17 protein-coding genes are annotated in these 14,640 nt (G+C 57.6%); 12 read left to right on the forward strand and 5 right to left on the reverse strand.

From position 1 onward, the window contains the following. Positions 1 to 258: 258 nt before the first annotated feature. Genes ORD17_RS07870 through ORD17_RS07885 form a run of 4 tightly spaced genes read right to left on the reverse strand, consistent with a single transcriptional unit; the run spans position 259 to position 4,625 of the window. Complete coding sequence (locus ORD17_RS07870) at positions 259 to 1,620, reverse strand: sigma-54 dependent transcriptional regulator (RefSeq protein ID WP_308387806.1); 1,362 nt, start codon at positions 1,618 to 1,620, stop codon at positions 259 to 261. A gap of 8 nt (positions 1,621 to 1,628) precedes the next feature. Next, positions 1,629 to 3,074, reverse strand: a complete 1,446-nt coding sequence (locus ORD17_RS07875; RefSeq protein WP_308387807.1) for a HAMP domain-containing sensor histidine kinase — start codon at positions 3,072 to 3,074, stop codon at positions 1,629 to 1,631. A gap of 34 nt (positions 3,075 to 3,108) precedes the next feature. Next, a complete protein-coding gene (locus ORD17_RS07880) occupies positions 3,109 to 3,567 on the reverse strand; it encodes a PhnD/SsuA/transferrin family substrate-binding protein (RefSeq protein WP_308387808.1) in 459 nt (152 codons plus the stop codon). Next, positions 3,546 to 4,625 carry a PhnD/SsuA/transferrin family substrate-binding protein gene (locus ORD17_RS07885; protein ID WP_308387810.1) on the reverse strand — a complete coding sequence of 360 codons (1,080 nt, stop codon included), beginning with the start codon at positions 4,623 to 4,625 and terminating at the stop codon, positions 3,546 to 3,548. Before ORD17_RS07885 ends, ORD17_RS07880 begins: the two co-directional genes overlap by 22 nt. 56 nt (positions 4,626 to 4,681) lie before the next feature. Between ORD17_RS07885 and moaC the strand changes: the two genes are divergently transcribed. Then, entirely contained in the window at positions 4,682 to 5,179 is a 498-nt protein-coding gene (moaC, locus tag ORD17_RS07890) for a cyclic pyranopterin monophosphate synthase MoaC (RefSeq protein ID WP_308387811.1), read from the forward strand. Positions 5,180 to 5,226: 47 nt separating this feature from the next. Here moaC and ORD17_RS07895 read toward each other — a convergent pair whose 3' ends face one another. Beyond that, positions 5,227 to 5,532, reverse strand: coding sequence for a hypothetical protein (locus tag ORD17_RS07895; protein WP_308387812.1), 306 nt, complete (start codon positions 5,530 to 5,532; stop codon positions 5,227 to 5,229). Between the two features lie 240 nt (positions 5,533 to 5,772). Between ORD17_RS07895 and ORD17_RS07900 the strand changes: the two genes are divergently transcribed. The 11 genes from ORD17_RS07900 to ORD17_RS07950 all read left to right on the forward strand — a co-directional run bounded on the left by ORD17_RS07900 (position 5,773) and on the right by ORD17_RS07950 (position 14,637). After that, entirely contained in the window at positions 5,773 to 5,898 is a 126-nt protein-coding gene (locus ORD17_RS07900; RefSeq protein WP_308390076.1) for a hypothetical protein, read from the forward strand. Next, positions 5,895 to 6,281 carry a molybdopterin-dependent oxidoreductase gene (locus ORD17_RS07905; RefSeq protein WP_308387813.1) on the forward strand — a complete coding sequence of 129 codons (387 nt, stop codon included), beginning with the start codon at positions 5,895 to 5,897 and terminating at the stop codon, positions 6,279 to 6,281. The genes ORD17_RS07900 and ORD17_RS07905 overlap by 4 nt, the downstream gene beginning before the upstream one ends. Next, entirely contained in the window at positions 6,278 to 8,566 is a 2,289-nt protein-coding gene (locus tag ORD17_RS07910) for a molybdopterin oxidoreductase family protein (protein ID WP_308387814.1), read from the forward strand. Before ORD17_RS07905 ends, ORD17_RS07910 begins: the two co-directional genes overlap by 4 nt. Positions 8,567 to 8,584: 18 nt before the next feature. After that, positions 8,585 to 9,277 (forward strand): 4Fe-4S dicluster domain-containing protein, encoded by a 693-nt coding sequence (locus tag ORD17_RS07915; protein WP_215872250.1) that lies wholly within the window; start codon positions 8,585 to 8,587, stop codon positions 9,275 to 9,277. A 9-nt stretch (positions 9,278 to 9,286) separates the two neighbouring features. Then, the gene (locus ORD17_RS07920) at positions 9,287 to 10,225 is read left to right on the forward strand and encodes a DmsC/YnfH family molybdoenzyme membrane anchor subunit (protein WP_308387815.1); all 939 of its coding nucleotides are present in this window, start codon (positions 9,287 to 9,289) and stop codon (positions 10,223 to 10,225) included. Further along, positions 10,206 to 11,264 (forward strand): GTP 3',8-cyclase MoaA, encoded by a 1,059-nt coding sequence (gene moaA / locus ORD17_RS07925; RefSeq protein ID WP_308387816.1) that lies wholly within the window; start codon positions 10,206 to 10,208, stop codon positions 11,262 to 11,264. The genes ORD17_RS07920 and moaA overlap by 20 nt, the downstream gene beginning before the upstream one ends. 71 nt (positions 11,265 to 11,335) lie before the next feature. Beyond that, complete coding sequence (locus ORD17_RS07930; RefSeq protein ID WP_308387817.1) at positions 11,336 to 11,734, forward strand: rhodanese-like domain-containing protein; 399 nt, start codon at positions 11,336 to 11,338, stop codon at positions 11,732 to 11,734. A 42-nt stretch (positions 11,735 to 11,776) separates the two neighbouring features. Further along, positions 11,777 to 12,007 carry a sulfurtransferase TusA family protein gene (locus tag ORD17_RS07935; RefSeq protein ID WP_308387819.1) on the forward strand — a complete coding sequence of 77 codons (231 nt, stop codon included), beginning with the start codon at positions 11,777 to 11,779 and terminating at the stop codon, positions 12,005 to 12,007. Positions 12,008 to 12,058: 51 nt separating this feature from the next. Beyond that, positions 12,059 to 12,529 (forward strand): DsrE/DsrF/DrsH-like family protein, encoded by a 471-nt coding sequence (locus tag ORD17_RS07940; RefSeq protein WP_308387821.1) that lies wholly within the window; start codon positions 12,059 to 12,061, stop codon positions 12,527 to 12,529. A 68-nt stretch (positions 12,530 to 12,597) separates the two neighbouring features. Continuing rightward, positions 12,598 to 13,281, forward strand: coding sequence for a 4Fe-4S dicluster domain-containing protein (locus tag ORD17_RS07945; protein ID WP_215872244.1), 684 nt, complete (start codon positions 12,598 to 12,600; stop codon positions 13,279 to 13,281). 12 nt (positions 13,282 to 13,293) lie between these two features. After that, positions 13,294 to 14,637, forward strand: a complete 1,344-nt coding sequence (locus ORD17_RS07950) for a heterodisulfide reductase-related iron-sulfur binding cluster (RefSeq protein WP_308387822.1) — start codon at positions 13,294 to 13,296, stop codon at positions 14,635 to 14,637. The last annotated feature ends 3 nt before the right edge of the window (positions 14,638 to 14,640 follow it).

Below are 14,640 nucleotides of genomic sequence, written 5' to 3' on the forward strand. Positions count from 1 at the left end.
GGTTTCTCGCCCGGTGCGCTATCACTCAGCAGGTTTCGTGCCAGCTATGGCGGGGACATGGATTTTCAATGGACCGCACGTCGTGGTCGTCCACAGGATCGCGACAATGCCATTTACAATTCGTAAAATCAGCCTGTTACTTTAGCAGGGCGTGCCGGAGCCATGGCCTGGTCGCCGGTCGGTTCGCAGGAGCAAATAAAATGCCCCGGACCATTGCCGGGGCTTCACTGTGCCGAAAGGCACAGCAGCGCCTAGTCTTTAATCAAACCCCTCTTCTTCCTCTGCTTGGTCGGCCAGCAGACCCATGTTCTTCATCTTGGTACGCAGCTGTTTGCGGCTGATACCCAGTAGCACCGCTGCCTGGCTTTGGTTGAAACGGGTCTTTTCCAGCGCACTGAGTACCGTTTGCCGCTCGATGGCGGGTAGATCGAAGGGGCTGGATGGCTGCCCTTCGTTATTGGATGCCTGCTCGCGAATTTCTCCTGGCAGATCACGCCGACCGATGCTGTTGTGGCGAGTGAGCACGACACAGCGTTCCAGAAGGTTTTCCAATTGTCGGATGTTGCCCGGCCAGGAATAACTCTCCAGGGCGGAGAGGGCATCGCTGTCGATTTCTATTCGTGGACGTCCGATCTCGTGACAGATTTTTTCGAGAAAATGGCTGACCAACGGAGCAATGTCGGCACGTCGCTCGCGAAGCGGGGGAATATGCAGTGGAATCACGTTCAGGCGGTAGTACAGGTCCTCTCGGAAACGTCCTTCCTGAATGGCCTGTTTTAGATCTAAGTGGGTGGCAGCAACGATACGTGCCTGCAGACGGATCGGTTGATGGGTGCCGAGGCGCGTGAATTCCCTTTCTTGCAGGGCGCGCAGGAGCTTGACCTGCATCGGTAAAGGCATGTCGCCAACTTCATCGAGGAACAATGTGCCGCCAGCCGCCGTCTCCAGCTTTCCAGCTTGACTGCGCACCGCACCGGTGAAGGCGCCACGTTCATAGCCAAAAATTTCGCTCTCCACCAGCTCTAGAGGAATGGCGCCGCAGTTGAAGGCAACGAAGGGTTCTCCAGCACGCGGAGAGGCCTCGTGCAGAGCACGGGCCACCAGTTCCTTGCCCGTGCCGGATTCGCCACTGATCAGGACGTTGGAAGGTGCCGGCGCTACGAGATCTATAGTTTCTAGAAGCTGGGTGATGGCCCGGCTGACCCCGATCAATCCATGCCGTTTAGGGGTTTGTCGCAGAGGTGGGATGCTCCGGCCGCCGCGTTCGAGGATCTGCCGGATCAAGGCCAGCAGCTCGCCCTCGTCCACGGGTTTCGTCAGATAATGCTCCGCCCCCTCCTTGATGGCCTCCACTGCCTGATCGATCTCGCCATAGGCAGTGCTGACGATGACCGGAATCGAGGGGAGCAGCATCTTTACCCGACGCAAAAGTTCCATACCGGGCATCCCCGGTAAGCGTTGATCCGTAAGGATCAGTGAGGGACTTTGTTGCTGCAGGAGTTCGAGGGCCTCCTCGCCCGATTCTGCCTCGAGCACGGTGAAGCCCTCAGCGCCCAGGATGGCGGCCAGGACGCGGCGCAGATTGCGCTCGTCCTCCACAATCAGAATTTGGGTATCCATACTGCTCCTCAGCCTTCGTTGATGATCTCTGCCCGGTTGCTGTGCGCGAGTGGTAGCGTGAGCACGAAACAGGCCCCATACCCCTGTGCCTGGCGCAACTCAACGCTACCCTCGTGGACCATCATGATTTTGGCGACAATCGCCAGACCAAGTCCACTCCCCTTGGTTTTGCTGGTGACATAAGGCTTGAAAACCTCTGTCCATTGCGCCGGAGGTATTCCCGGTCCATTGTCCTGCACGCTGATCTCGACACTATCCGCAAGGGCGGTGGCCCGCAGCAGAATGCGACCCTCCTGGGCAGGTACTGCATCACAGGCATTGAGCAAGAGGTTGCTGATGGCTTGCCCGAGCAAAGAGGCATCGAAGCTCGCCAGTAGACCGGGATTGCATTCCAGGGTTACGCGAATCGAGCGGGCGTCGAAATCCGTTACATGTCGTTGTACGCAGCGCTGCAGAAAAGCGCACAGTTCCTGCGTCTCGACGCGGGCATCATAGCTACGGCCAAAATCCAGAAAGCCCTGCGTCATGTCGTACAGGCGCTGCACCTCTTCTTCAATGATCTGTAAAAACTCCTCCCGGTTGTCGCGATCGTCGTAGCGCACGAGATACCGTGCCGCCCCGCGCACGGAGGACAAGGCATTGCGGATCTCATGTGCGACCTGCGACGACATCTGCCCGATGGTCACCATACACTGCATGGCCTGCTGCCGCTGATTGAGTTTGTGCAACTCCAGCAGGTGCTCCCGCAGCCGTGTCGCGAGGGAGCGAAAGGCGAGTTCGAGGCGATGCAATTCGTCACGATATTCGTCAGCCTCTGCCGCTTGCGGTTCAACGCGTATGCCAAATTGCCGCTGCATGGCTTCCATTTCGCGCATGAGCCGCGATATGGGGCGAGTGATGGCAAGGCTGACCAGGTAGGCACCAACGAGGCCGATGATGGCAGTACTGATGCCGAGAATCAGTAGGCGACTGGTGGTGTGTTCCAGCTTTCGCGCAATGAGTCTATCGATTTCTGGTGTGGCGCTGCGCAGCCATACCGTACCCAGGCGCTGATTACCAGCAATGATAGCGGCGGAGTAGCCATATTTCCGGGGCAGCATTCTGGCCGCCGCAGTCGGTATCTGCGTACCTACCTGGGCGAGATCCGTGCTGGCAACCACGGTGTTGGAGCGATCGACGATCAGCACTGCAGACACCAGAGAGTTCCCACTATTCGCGAGTTGCGCAAGCTGTCCCGCATCCTTGAGGAGCAGTGGGTTGGCTGCCGAGCTGGCAATGCTGTCGGTGAAATGGCGGATTTCCGTCTGTACCTGGCTGGTGAGGTCGGCGCGCACGGAGGTATAGAGAAATGTGGCGATCAGCAGATAAATCATTGCGATGAGAAGCACGACCAGGGCCATGCTCTTGCTACGCCAAGTCAGGCGTTGCCAGAGGTGCGGAACCGACGGTGTCAAAGCGGGCTTGGCGTACAGATGGGGTGGGCGAGGTTCATGGCTGAGCAGTGATCTCCCGGAAGCCTGCGGCCGTCAAGGCCTGTTTCGGGAGTGTAGCCAAATCGTCGCGAACTTGCGCGCCCTGTTCGCGGGTAATGGCGGGGCTGGCGACGAGGTCCCAGGCCGGCGCGGGACCGGTGCGGGCGACGATTTGCCAAGTATGCGGCATGGCAGCAGTGAGACTGTCTACCGTCGCGCTGCGCACCACCCCCAAATTTGCCTTGCCGCTGCCGAGCGCGGTGAATACTCCGCGTTCCGAATCCACCGGCCACCAGCGGATCGGTTTGCCGGCCGCAAGGCGGGTGACCTCGTCGGCGATCAGGTCTTTGGCGCTGCAGTAGGGACTGCCATAGGCAATCCGCCATTGCGTCAGTGGTGCCTGGACACCCGCAATGCGTACCAGCGCCAGTCCCGAGGAGCCAGCATTCGGAATCAGCGTTGCCAGTCGCCGCACTTCCCCCGCGCCGCTTGCGTCATTAGCGGGCTCAAGAGCGCAAACTGGTATTTCCCCGCTCGAACTTGCTGTAGATATTGGCGTTCGTTACGCGGCAGCGCAATTTCGATGGCCTTGCCGGTTGCCTTTTCCAGGGCCAGGCGCAAGGGTTGGAACAGGCGTGCTGCGGTCAGGGGGGAAAACGCGGGCGGAATACCCAGGCGCCAACGCGGGCGTTGCAACTTCGGGGTCAGTTCTTCGCCATAGAGATCGGCATATAGACTGCGTAATGGTCCATAAGTGCCTGGGGGGACGGGGGTGAAGTGGGTTGCCAGCGCATGGATCGCCGCCATCGCCTTGGGGTCCTGCTGCGCGAGATCGAGCAAGGCCCGACGGATTGCCGCTCGCTGCGGCGCAGGGACGCTCTCCGATGCGGCGATGAGATCGCCAGGCCCGACGGTACTGCGGGCTATCACTCGCAGGGTGCCTGCACGCAGGTACGGTTCAGCAATGTTTTCGGCAACGGCAGTCGCGTCATAGAAGCGCGCAGCGACATCCATCAATGCATTGCTATCGCTGCCACCTTGCCCCAATTCGCTGAGCTCTTGTCGTTTGATGCCGGCAGCATCCAGCAGAGAAAGAGGCACCAGCGCCGACGCCGCACAGGCGGGGTTTCCTAAAATGAAGGATTTTCCGCGTAATTGCAGGACCGTTTGGATGGGGCTGTCGTTACGGACGACGATCACACTCTCGTTGCCACCGGGTGGAGGAACCAAACCTGCGAGAGGGATATACGGATTGCTGTGCGCGATCTTCAGGTAGGCAATTGGGCAGAGTAAAACGATTTGCGCTCGTTTTTCTCTTGCTTTCAGGTAGAATTGGTGCAGATCCGCACTAAAGCTGAGTCGAATCGGATCGCCAAGGGTTTTTTGCAGGTGTGTCGCGAGAGGCTCAAAAGCCGCAAACATGACCGCCGGGCTGCTCACCGGTGGCAGCAAGAAGCGCAGTTCGGCCTGGCCCTGCAGTGGCCAGAGCAGCAAGTTCAGGCAGATGCCGAGAAAGAAGAGTCGCGAACGCATGGGAAACCAGTGATCAGACGATGGGCTAGGCTAAGCAAAAGGAGTGCCAATATCCAATGCAGGAAAAACCTCTAACGCATTTTACGCAGCAGGGAGAGGCGCAGATGGTGGAGGTCGGTGCCAAGCCGGTCACCTTGCGGCGCGCCCTGGCGGGCGGCGCCATTCGTATGGCCCCAGCAACCCTCGCACGTATCCGAGCCGGAGACATGCACAAGGGAGATGTGCTGGCGGTGGCGCGAATTGCCGCGATTCAGGCCAGCAAACGCACATCTGAATTGATCCCTTTGGCACACCCATTGTTCTTGACTGGCGTCGAAATTCGCTTTCGGCTCGATGCCGACTCGAGCGAGGTACGCTGCGAAGCTGAGGCGCGCTGCCAGGGCCAGACCGGCGTGGAGATGGAAGCGCTGACCGCAGTGAGTGTCGCCTTGCTGACCATTTACGACATGTGCAAGGCCGTCGACCGGAGCATGATGATGACGGAGATCTGTCTGTTGCGTAAGGAGGGAGGCAAATCTGGCGTCTGGGAACGCAATCCAAGCTCTGATCAATGAAACGGGGAGGGGCATAATTGCAGCGCCCTCCGTTGTGGTATTGGCTATTATTTGCCGCGGTGCGGAGAGGAGCTGTACCGCATCATCACGTCGCGGTCCTTCCAGTTGCTCTCTTTCAGAATTTCATCCGGGATCATGTAGCGATCCTGCGGCGCCACCTCCTGGCACTTGACGATCCGCAGCACATCGGAGAAAGGCAGCTTGCGTAGCAGTCCGTCTTTGTCGGTGGCACGGACGATCATAGCGTCCTTCAATAGGGCATAGACATAGAAATTGCCGGGGCGCAACTTGCCTTCCTTGTCTTTCCAAGTGACGGTAATCCGGGTATGTTCCTTGAAGTCGCTACGATTCATCTCTGGTCTCCACAAGTTTCAGGACAAGATGAACTTATCCACTTTGGACACTCCAGGCAAATAAGCCTCCCTTATTACAAAATCAAAAAAGCTGAGTTGCTTTATCGCCATGGCTCGGCGACCATTCTCCCCCTACCTTTCCGGTGGGTCCGTTCAAAATTTCAGTGAGGTCAGGCGATGGCTACGGTCATGGAGTTCGAGGATCACAAGAAGCAGGAAATCAAGTACAGCACCTGCTACATGTGCGCCTGTCGCTGCGGTATCAAGGTCACCGTAGAAGACAACAAGGTGCGTTTCATCCAGGGTAACCGCAATCATCCGATCAACCAGGGGTGCTCTGCGCCAAGGGCTCGGCGGGGATTATGAAACAGTATTCCCCGGGCAAGCTGCGCAATCCCTTGCGACGCAAGCCGGGCACCGAGCGTGGTGCCGGCGAGTTCGAGGAGATTTCCTGGGATGAGGCCCTCGATATCCTGACCAAGCGCCTTGAGCACATTCGCGCTACGGACCCGGACAAACTGGCCTACTTCACCGGTCGTGACCAGATGCAGGCGCTGACTGGGCTCTGGGCGCAGCAGTTTGGCACCCTGAACTGGTCCGCGCATGGCGGCTTCTGCTCCGTCAATATGGCCACTGCCGGCCTGTACATGCTTGGACATGCCTTCTGGGAGTTTGGTGACCCGGACTGGGATCGAACCAAATATTTCATGCTTTGGGTGTCGCTGAGGATCACTCCTCCAATCCGATGAAGATTGGTCTGGAAAAGCTCAAGCGTAACGGTGGTAAGTTCGTGGGCGTCAATCCGGCGCGCACTGGTTATCAGGCCATTGCCGACGAGTGGGTGCCCATCCGTCCGGGCACGGACGGCATGTTTGCGTTGTCCATGGTGCATGTTCTTCTGCAGAACGAGCAGTTCGATTGGGACTTTTTGTTGCGCTATACCAACGCTCCCTTCCTGGTAGTGAATACCCCCGGCCAGAAGGGCGACGGCCTGATTTGGCGCGATGCCGAGGGGCATCCCCTGGTCTGGGATCTCGAACAGCAGGCCTACGTCAATGGTATGCAGCCAGGTGTCAAGGCGGCTTTGTTTGGTGAATTCCAGACCCCCGATGGTCGGCCCGTGCGCACCGTCATGTCGATCCTCGCCGAGCGCTACCTGGACGACCGCTATAGCCCGGCCAACGCCAGCAAGATCACCGGCATCCCTGCCGAAACCATCGAGCGCCTGGCCCTGGAAATGGCCCATGTTGCGTTCAAGGAAAGCATCGAGATCGAAGTCGAGTGGACCGACTGGGCCGGCCGCAAGCACGATAAGTTCATCGGGCGACCGGTGTCCATGCACGCCATGCGCGGCATCTCTGCTCACTCCAACGGTATGCAGGCAGCGCGTGCCATCCATCTGGTGCAGATTCTTTTGGGTACCATTGACTGCCCCGGAGGGTTTCGCGCCAAGGCGCCGTACCCCAAGCCGGTGCCGCCGCCAAACAAGCCGGCGCAGCACAGTGCGCCCAACACGCCGCTCAAGTCCTTGCCGCTGGGTTTCCCGACCGCGCCCGAGGACCTGGTCATCGACGAGAATGGCAACCCGAAGCGGATCGACAAGGCCTATTCCTGGGAGGCGCCGATTGCCAACCACGGTCTGATGCACATGGTGATCACCAACGCGGTCAACAAAGATCCTTATGGCATCGATACCCTGATCTTCTTCATGGCGAACATGAGTTGGAACTCCACCATGAACACCGCCAATGTGCAGGAGATGCTGAAAGCCAAGGACGAGAATGGCGAGTACAAGATTCCCTTTCTGGTGGTCATCGATGCCTTCCATTCGGAGATGGTGAATTTTGGCGATCTGGTCCTGCCCGATACCACGTACTTGGAGCGCTACGATTCGATTTCTCTGCTCGATCGTCCCATCTCCGAGCCGGACGCTATCTGTGATTCCATCCGCCATCCGATCCTTAAGCCCGATCGTAATGTGCGGCCTTGGCAGGACGTCATGGTTGAATTGGCAGGACGGCTCAAGTTCCCGGCCTTCACCAAGGAAGATGGCACGCCGAAATTCAGTGGCTATAAGGATTTCATCGCCAATTTCGAGCGTGCTCCGGGGATCGGCTTTCTGGCAGGTTGGCGAGGCAAGGATGGTGAGACGCACCTGCGTGGCGCTCCGAACCCCAACCAGTGGGATCGCTACATCGAAAATCAGGGGTTTTTCCAGTATCATCTGCCCAAGTCGCAGCGCTTCTATCGCTTTGCGAACAAGGAATATCTGGAATTGGCGCAGCGGGTGGGATTCAATCCTACGGCCGACCCCATCGTCATCGAATTGTATTCTGAGGCTTTCCAACGCTTCCGCCTGGCGGGGCAGGGACTCTACGACGGTCCGATGCCCAAGGATCCCGTCGATCGCGAACGTCTGGCCACCTATTTCGATCCGTTGCCGGACTTCTATGAGCCCTTGGAGCAGCAGCGTATCGACAAGAAGGAGTATCCCTTCTTTGCCGTCAATCAGCGTCCCATGATGATGTATCACTCCTGGGATAGCCAGAATGCCTGGTTGCGTCAGATCATCGCGCAGAATTATCTGTACATGAACCGGCAGCGCGGCGAGCAGATGGGCATTCGGGATAAGAGCTGGGTCTGGGTCGAGAGTCACAATGGCAAGATCCGCGTTCAAGTGAAGCTGATCGAAGGCTGTCAGGAAGACACTGTCTGGACCTGGAATGCCATCGGCAAGCAGTCTGGGGCCTGGGGTCTCAAGCCTGACGCCGCCGAGGCCACTCGTGGCTTCCTGATGAACCACCTGATTTCGGAATTGCTACCCCCCAAACAGGGGGAGCGGCGACTGACCAACTCCGATCCGATCACCGGTCAAGCGGCGTGGTATGATCTGATGGTCAAAATTTATCCGGCGGCGCCGGGCGAAGAGGGCACCTGGCCTACTTTCCCGACCATGAAACCGCTACCCGGCGACACTCCCGCACCCGACGTGCTGCGGTATCACACCCACGAGCCCGTCAATCTCAAGTCCTGAGTAGGCAAGGAGCGCGATATGAGACTTGGATTAGTCATTGATCTGGACACCTGTGTTGGCTGTCATGCCTGTGCGGTTGCCTGTAAGGAATGGAATACCAGCGGTACCACGGCGCCGTTGACTGACTATAATCCGTACGGCGCCAAGCCGTCCGGGGTCTGGTTCAACCGCATCCGGCACTATGAAATTGGCGAATATCCCTACAATAAGACGGTCAATTTTCCGATGTCCTGCATGCATTGTGAAAATGCGGAATGCGTCACCGTCTGTCCCACCGGTGCGAGCCACAAGCGCCCAGAGGATGGCATCGTTCTCGTCGATCAAAGCAAGTGCATGGGCTGTAATTACTGCTCCTGGGCCTGTCCGTACGGCGCCCGCGAGCTGGATCGGGTCTCCGGCACGATGAAGAAGTGCACCCTCTGCATCGACCGCATTTACGACATGGAAATCCCCGAAGAAGAGCGTCAGCCGGCCTGCGTGCTGACCTGTCCGGCGCATGCGCGCATGTTCGGTGATTTCGACGATCCGGAGAGTCCAGTCAGTCGCGCCGTGCGCGAGCGCGGTGGCTACCAGCTCATGCCGGAATTGAATTATGACCCGAGCAATCATTATCTGCCGCCGCGCGTACACGCTCCTATCCCTACGGAGGGTTTGAAAAAGAAGGCTGGCGCGAAGGTCAAGGAGTGGGTCAATCGTGTGGTGGAGCGCTAAGGAGACGTTATGCACGCGGCACTGGCAGTCATATTTCTCACCCTTTTTTCTGGCGGCGGATTTGGTCTGATGGCGCTCATCGCCATCGTCAACGATCTCCATATCGACGGTGGGCTAAGTCCCGTGCAAACCCTTGCCGCGGTGATTTTGTCTTTGATCTTTGTCACCATTGGCATGCTGTCTTCAACGGCGCATCTCGCCAATCCGAAAAATGCGTGGCGAGCCTTTACCCGCTGGCGTACTTCCTGGTTGGCACGCGAAGGCATCTTTGCCGTCGCCTATTATCCCTTTGCTTTCGCCTACTTGGTTTGGACCTTTGTTTCGGGCGCTCCGGATGCGACGATAGGTTTGATTCTGGCCAGTCTGGCGGGGCTGATCGGGCTCATCACCATCTTCTGTCAAGGCATGATCTACGCCGTTCTACGCACCATTCGGCAGTGGAATACGGCTCTGGTACCGGCCAATTTCTACGCTATGGGACTGGCCATCGGAGCGACGCTTCTCGCTGCCATTCGTGTCTCCACTGGCGACGACGCCGGCGTTTTCGTTGGGATTGCCATCGCTCTGATTGCCGCTGTAGCGGTAATGAAGGCAATCTACTACTTCTGGATTGCGCGTCCGTCCGGGCCAACGATTCGCACGGCAACGGGTTTCAATCGCTTTACGGTCCGTATTCTGGATCAAGGGCATACTTTCGGTACCTTCCTGACGGAGGAGTTTGGCCACACTCTGGCACGAGACAAGGCACGCGGTATCAAGCTGATGATGTATTTCTTCGCAGTCATCGTGCCGATCATTGGACTGGCCTTTGCGGTGGCGGATCAGTCTGCCGTTGCGGCGGTCATCGCTGCGGTGTCCATCGTGTTTGGATTGGGTGTGGAGCGCTGGCTGTTCTTTGTCGAGGCACAACACGTGGTGAACCTGTATCATGGTCGTCAGCGCTGCTGAGTCCGCCAGCATCATCTCCTCTCCCGACGAGGTGACTGGTCTGGGAGAGGGGCTCTGGGATCAGTTTGGCCGACGCATCACCTACCTGCGGCTATCCCTCACCGAACACTGTAACTTTCGCTGTCAGTACTGTAGTCCAGCGGAGGGTACGCCGTACTTCGCACGCGAAGACCACTTGCGTCCTGATGAGATCCACCTCGTCCTACGCAGCTTTCAGGCCCTGGGTCTGCAACATCTGCGCTTCACCGGGGGCGAGCCTCTTATTCATCCACAGCTCCTTGGCCACGTTGGTTTTGCCAAAAAGTTGGGTATCGGCAAAATCAGTCTCAGTAGTAATGGCTATCTGCTTGATCGCTTGGCCGAGCCCCTTGCTCAGGCGGGTCTCAACAGCCTCAATGTCAGTCTGGATTCCCTCGACCCCGAAAAATTCCAACAGATAACCCGGGGAGGGGTGTTGCCGCGTGTGCTCCGCGGCATTGATGCCGCGCGTGCGGCTGGCATACCCCGCATCAAGATCAATACGGTTTTGCTGCGCAGTGTCAACGGCTTGGAACTGGCGTCTTTGGTCGATTATGCGGTCGCCCGTGGTTTGGAGATTCGCTTCATCGAAACCATGCCGTTGGGTAGTGCGGGTAGCGGCAGTCAGGACCAGGACTATCTCTCTGCCAGTGAGGCACGGGCGATGATTGAGAGGGAGTTCGGGGCGCTTTTGCCGCTTGCGAATAGTCGCGACCAAGGTCCGGCAAGGCGGTACACCCTGGCCGGCGGACACGGTAGCATTGGTTTCATCACTCCCATCAGCGACAATTTTTGCGCAACATGCAATCGGGTGCGTCTGACCGCAACCGGTCGTCTCGTTTTTTGCCTTGGTCAGGAGGCGGGTATGGAGTTGCGTCCCTTGCTCCGCTCTGGCATCGATATGGCCGAACTTGGCAAGGCGATCGCACAGGGTATCTGGCAAGAAAAGCCCGAACGGCATGTCTTCGATCGGGATCGCAACCGCTCTTCAAAGATATTTATGATGCGTCTTGGGGGCTGAGATAGATTAGAATTCTGATCGACAGAGGTGTTACCATTAGCGGATGCGATTTGTGGAGTGGACCGAAGATCATGTATGGTTTCAAAGAAGTGACCGCCGAGCAGTTGAAGGAGATGCAGGAGAAGGCGCAGGCCTTCACTCTGATTGACGTGCGCTCACCGGCGGAGGTTGCCCGCGGGATGATCAGTGGCGCAAAACACATTCCCCTGCATCTGTTGCCGATGAGTATGGCCGAGATCGACAAAGAGAAGCCCTTGGTATTCTATTGTCTGAGTGGGGGCGCTCGTCGCAGGCTTGCGCGTTCGCGGCCGCACAAGGCTTCTCGGAGGTGTACAATCTGCGAGGTGGGATTTCGGGCTGGGCCAACCGCTCTTACCCCATTGTCTAGTCCGGCGTATAAGAATATGCTGAAATATGCCGAACTAATCAACAAATTAAAATCTTTGCCTTGCTTGGCAGGCAAATCCTGATACATTCGTACGCTGTTGTTTGACTTGAGAGTGGAGGTTGCAATGGTACAAGAAGACAAACTGCTGGATGCCCGTGGACTGAATTGCCCGCTGCCCATCCTGCGCACCAAGAAGGCCCTGGGAGAGATGAGTGCCGGACAAGTCCTGAAAATCGTCGCTACCGATCCCGGTGCAGTGAAGGACTTTGAGGCGTTCTCCAAGCAGACCAAGAATCCTCTGCTCGATCAGGCGGAAGCCGGCGGCGAGTTCGTATTCTTCATTCAAAAGGCCTGATGAGCCTGTGGCACCAGCGATTTGATCTCTGGTGCCCTCGAGGAGTGAATCATGGATGAAAAAAAGCTGGCGATTGTCGCTACCAAAGGTACGCTGGACTGGGGGTATCCGCCCTTCATCTTGGCCTCTACCGCTGCGGCCCTGGGTTACAATGTAGAAATCTTCTTCACCTTCTATGGCCTGCAGTTACTGAAGAAAGATCTTGGGCATCTGCGGGTTAGCCCGCTCGGGAACCCGGCCATGCCGATGCCGGTGCCCATGCCGACCTTGATGATGGTCTTGCCCGGAATGGAAGGTATGGCAACCTCCATGATGAAGAGCAAGATGAAGGCCAAGGGTGTGGCAAGCCTCGAAGAATTGCGTGAATTGTGCGTCGAGGCGGAAGTGCGCATGATTGCCTGCCAAATGACGGTGGATCTCTTCGAGTTTGATACGGCCGATTTCATCGACGGCATCGAGTTGGGCGGTGCTGCTGCGTTCTTTGAGTTTGCGGGCGAGTCCGACATCACCTTGTTCATCTGATCGGAACGGATCAGGGGTGTGGCGGTCAGACAGATATCGGCTTACTACTGCTAGTGAGGAGCAAGTAAATGGCGACTTACGCTGAAATGAAAGAGATGTTCGACGAGATTCGTGCCGACTTCCGGTACGATCACGAACTCAATGGTTGTCTAAACTGCGGTATCTGCACCGCCACCTGTCCGTCGGCACAGTTTTACGATTACAGCCCGCGGGAGATCGTCCAGCTCTTGTGGACGGAAAACGTGGAACAGATCTATGACGCCATGCAGGAGAAGATCTGGGCTTGCGCGCAATGCATGACCTGCGCCGCGCGTTGCCCCTTCAAAAACTCTCCTGGTGGCTTGGTGATGATCATGCGCGAAGTTTCCATTCGCCATGGTATGCAGTCTGCGAAGGACGTATTGCGGCCCTTCGGGCGCGTGATGCTCAAGCTCATCACCACCGGTAACCAGCTGTCCCCGGATATGATCCAGCCGGATCACTTCCCGGACTGGGGTCCAAATATTCAGAAGGTGGAGGGTGACCTTCGCGTGTTGCGCAAGGCGATTCCGGTGCGCACCCTGCAGACCGTTGAAACTGCGTGGGAAGTCTCCCTCAAAACTTCTGTGGAAATGTACACCATTTGGGAAATGACTGGCGTGCTCAAGTCCTTGGAAACCATGGATGAAAATCTCTTTGACGTGATCGAGGATTTCATCGATGAGAAGCGCGAGGACTACGAAGACTGGCTCGAAAGCCATGGCGACGAGTAAGGGGTGACGAAAATGAGTGAAAACACGACGCAGCAAGGGGTAGCCGGGCACGGTGCCTTTTTTCAGGACACCAATCTGAAAGCCGAGGAAGCCGAAGCGGCGACGGCGTGGGTGCGCAACCATGTTGACCGGCGCTCGGTGGATCTGGGCGAGCGCATGGACGACATCCGCGAGCACATGTGGGAGTTGGAGAGAGAGGGCGAGATCATCGTCCATCGCATCACCGATGATCACAAGCCGATCGAGGTCGAAACCCTCTTCGGCTGGAAGAAGCGGGTGCCCACCAACCAGCTCTGGCATCACAAGAGCTGCGGGCAGTGCGGCAACATCCCCGGCTATCCCACCAGCCTCATGTGGTTCATGAACAAGTTCGGTATCGACTACCTCGACGAGACCGACCAGACCTCCTGCACCGCCTGGAACTATCATGGCTCCGGCATCGGCAACGTCGAATCCCTGGCCGCCGTATTCCTGCGCAACTTCCACCAGGCCTACGTCTCCGGCAAACAGCACGGCTTCGAGAATGGCCACTTCTACCCCCTGGTACACTGTGGCACCTCCTTCGGCAACTACAAGGAGATTCGCAAGTACCTGATCGAATCTGCCGAACTGCGCGAAAAGGTCAAGAAGATCCTCGGCAAGCTCGGGCGTCTGGTAGATGGCAAGATCGTCATTCCCGAAGAAGTGGTGCACTACAGCGAGTGGCTGCACGTGATGCGCAACCGCATCGCCAGCGAATTGCAGACCATCGACATGAGCAACATCCGCGTCACCGTGCACGCTGCCTGCCACTACTACAAGATGGTGGCCGAGGATGCGGTGTATGACAACACGGTTCTCGGTGGCAACCGCACGGCGGTGGGTACTTCGGTGGCCCAGGCCCTGGGGGCGCAGGTCATCGACTACTCCACCTGGTATGACTGCTGCGGCTTTGGTTTCCGCCACATCATCTCCGAGCGCGAGTTCACCCGCAGCTTCACCATGAACCGCAAGATCAAGGTCGCGCGGGAAGAAGCCAAGGCGGATGTGATGATCGGCATCGACACCGGCTGCATCACCACCATGGACAAGAACCAGTGGATCGGCAAGGCGCACGACATGAACTATTCCGTGCCGATCATTGCCGACGTGCAGTTGGCGGCCTTGGCCTGTGGTGCCGATCCGTTCAAGATCGTGCAGCTGCAGTGGCACGCCTCCCCCTGCGAGGATCTGGTGGAGAAGATGGGCATCAGCTGGGATAAGGCCAAGGCCGATTTCCAGGAATACCTGAAGCAGGTCGAGCAAGGGAATGTGGAGTACCTCTACAACCCCGAACTCGCTACCAATCAGCAAATCAATATGAAGACGGGTGCTTGAGGA

The sequence above is a fragment of the Acidithiobacillus sp. AMEEHan genome (assembly GCF_030996345.1).
Taxonomy (GTDB): domain Bacteria; phylum Pseudomonadota; class Gammaproteobacteria; order Acidithiobacillales; family Acidithiobacillaceae; genus Igneacidithiobacillus.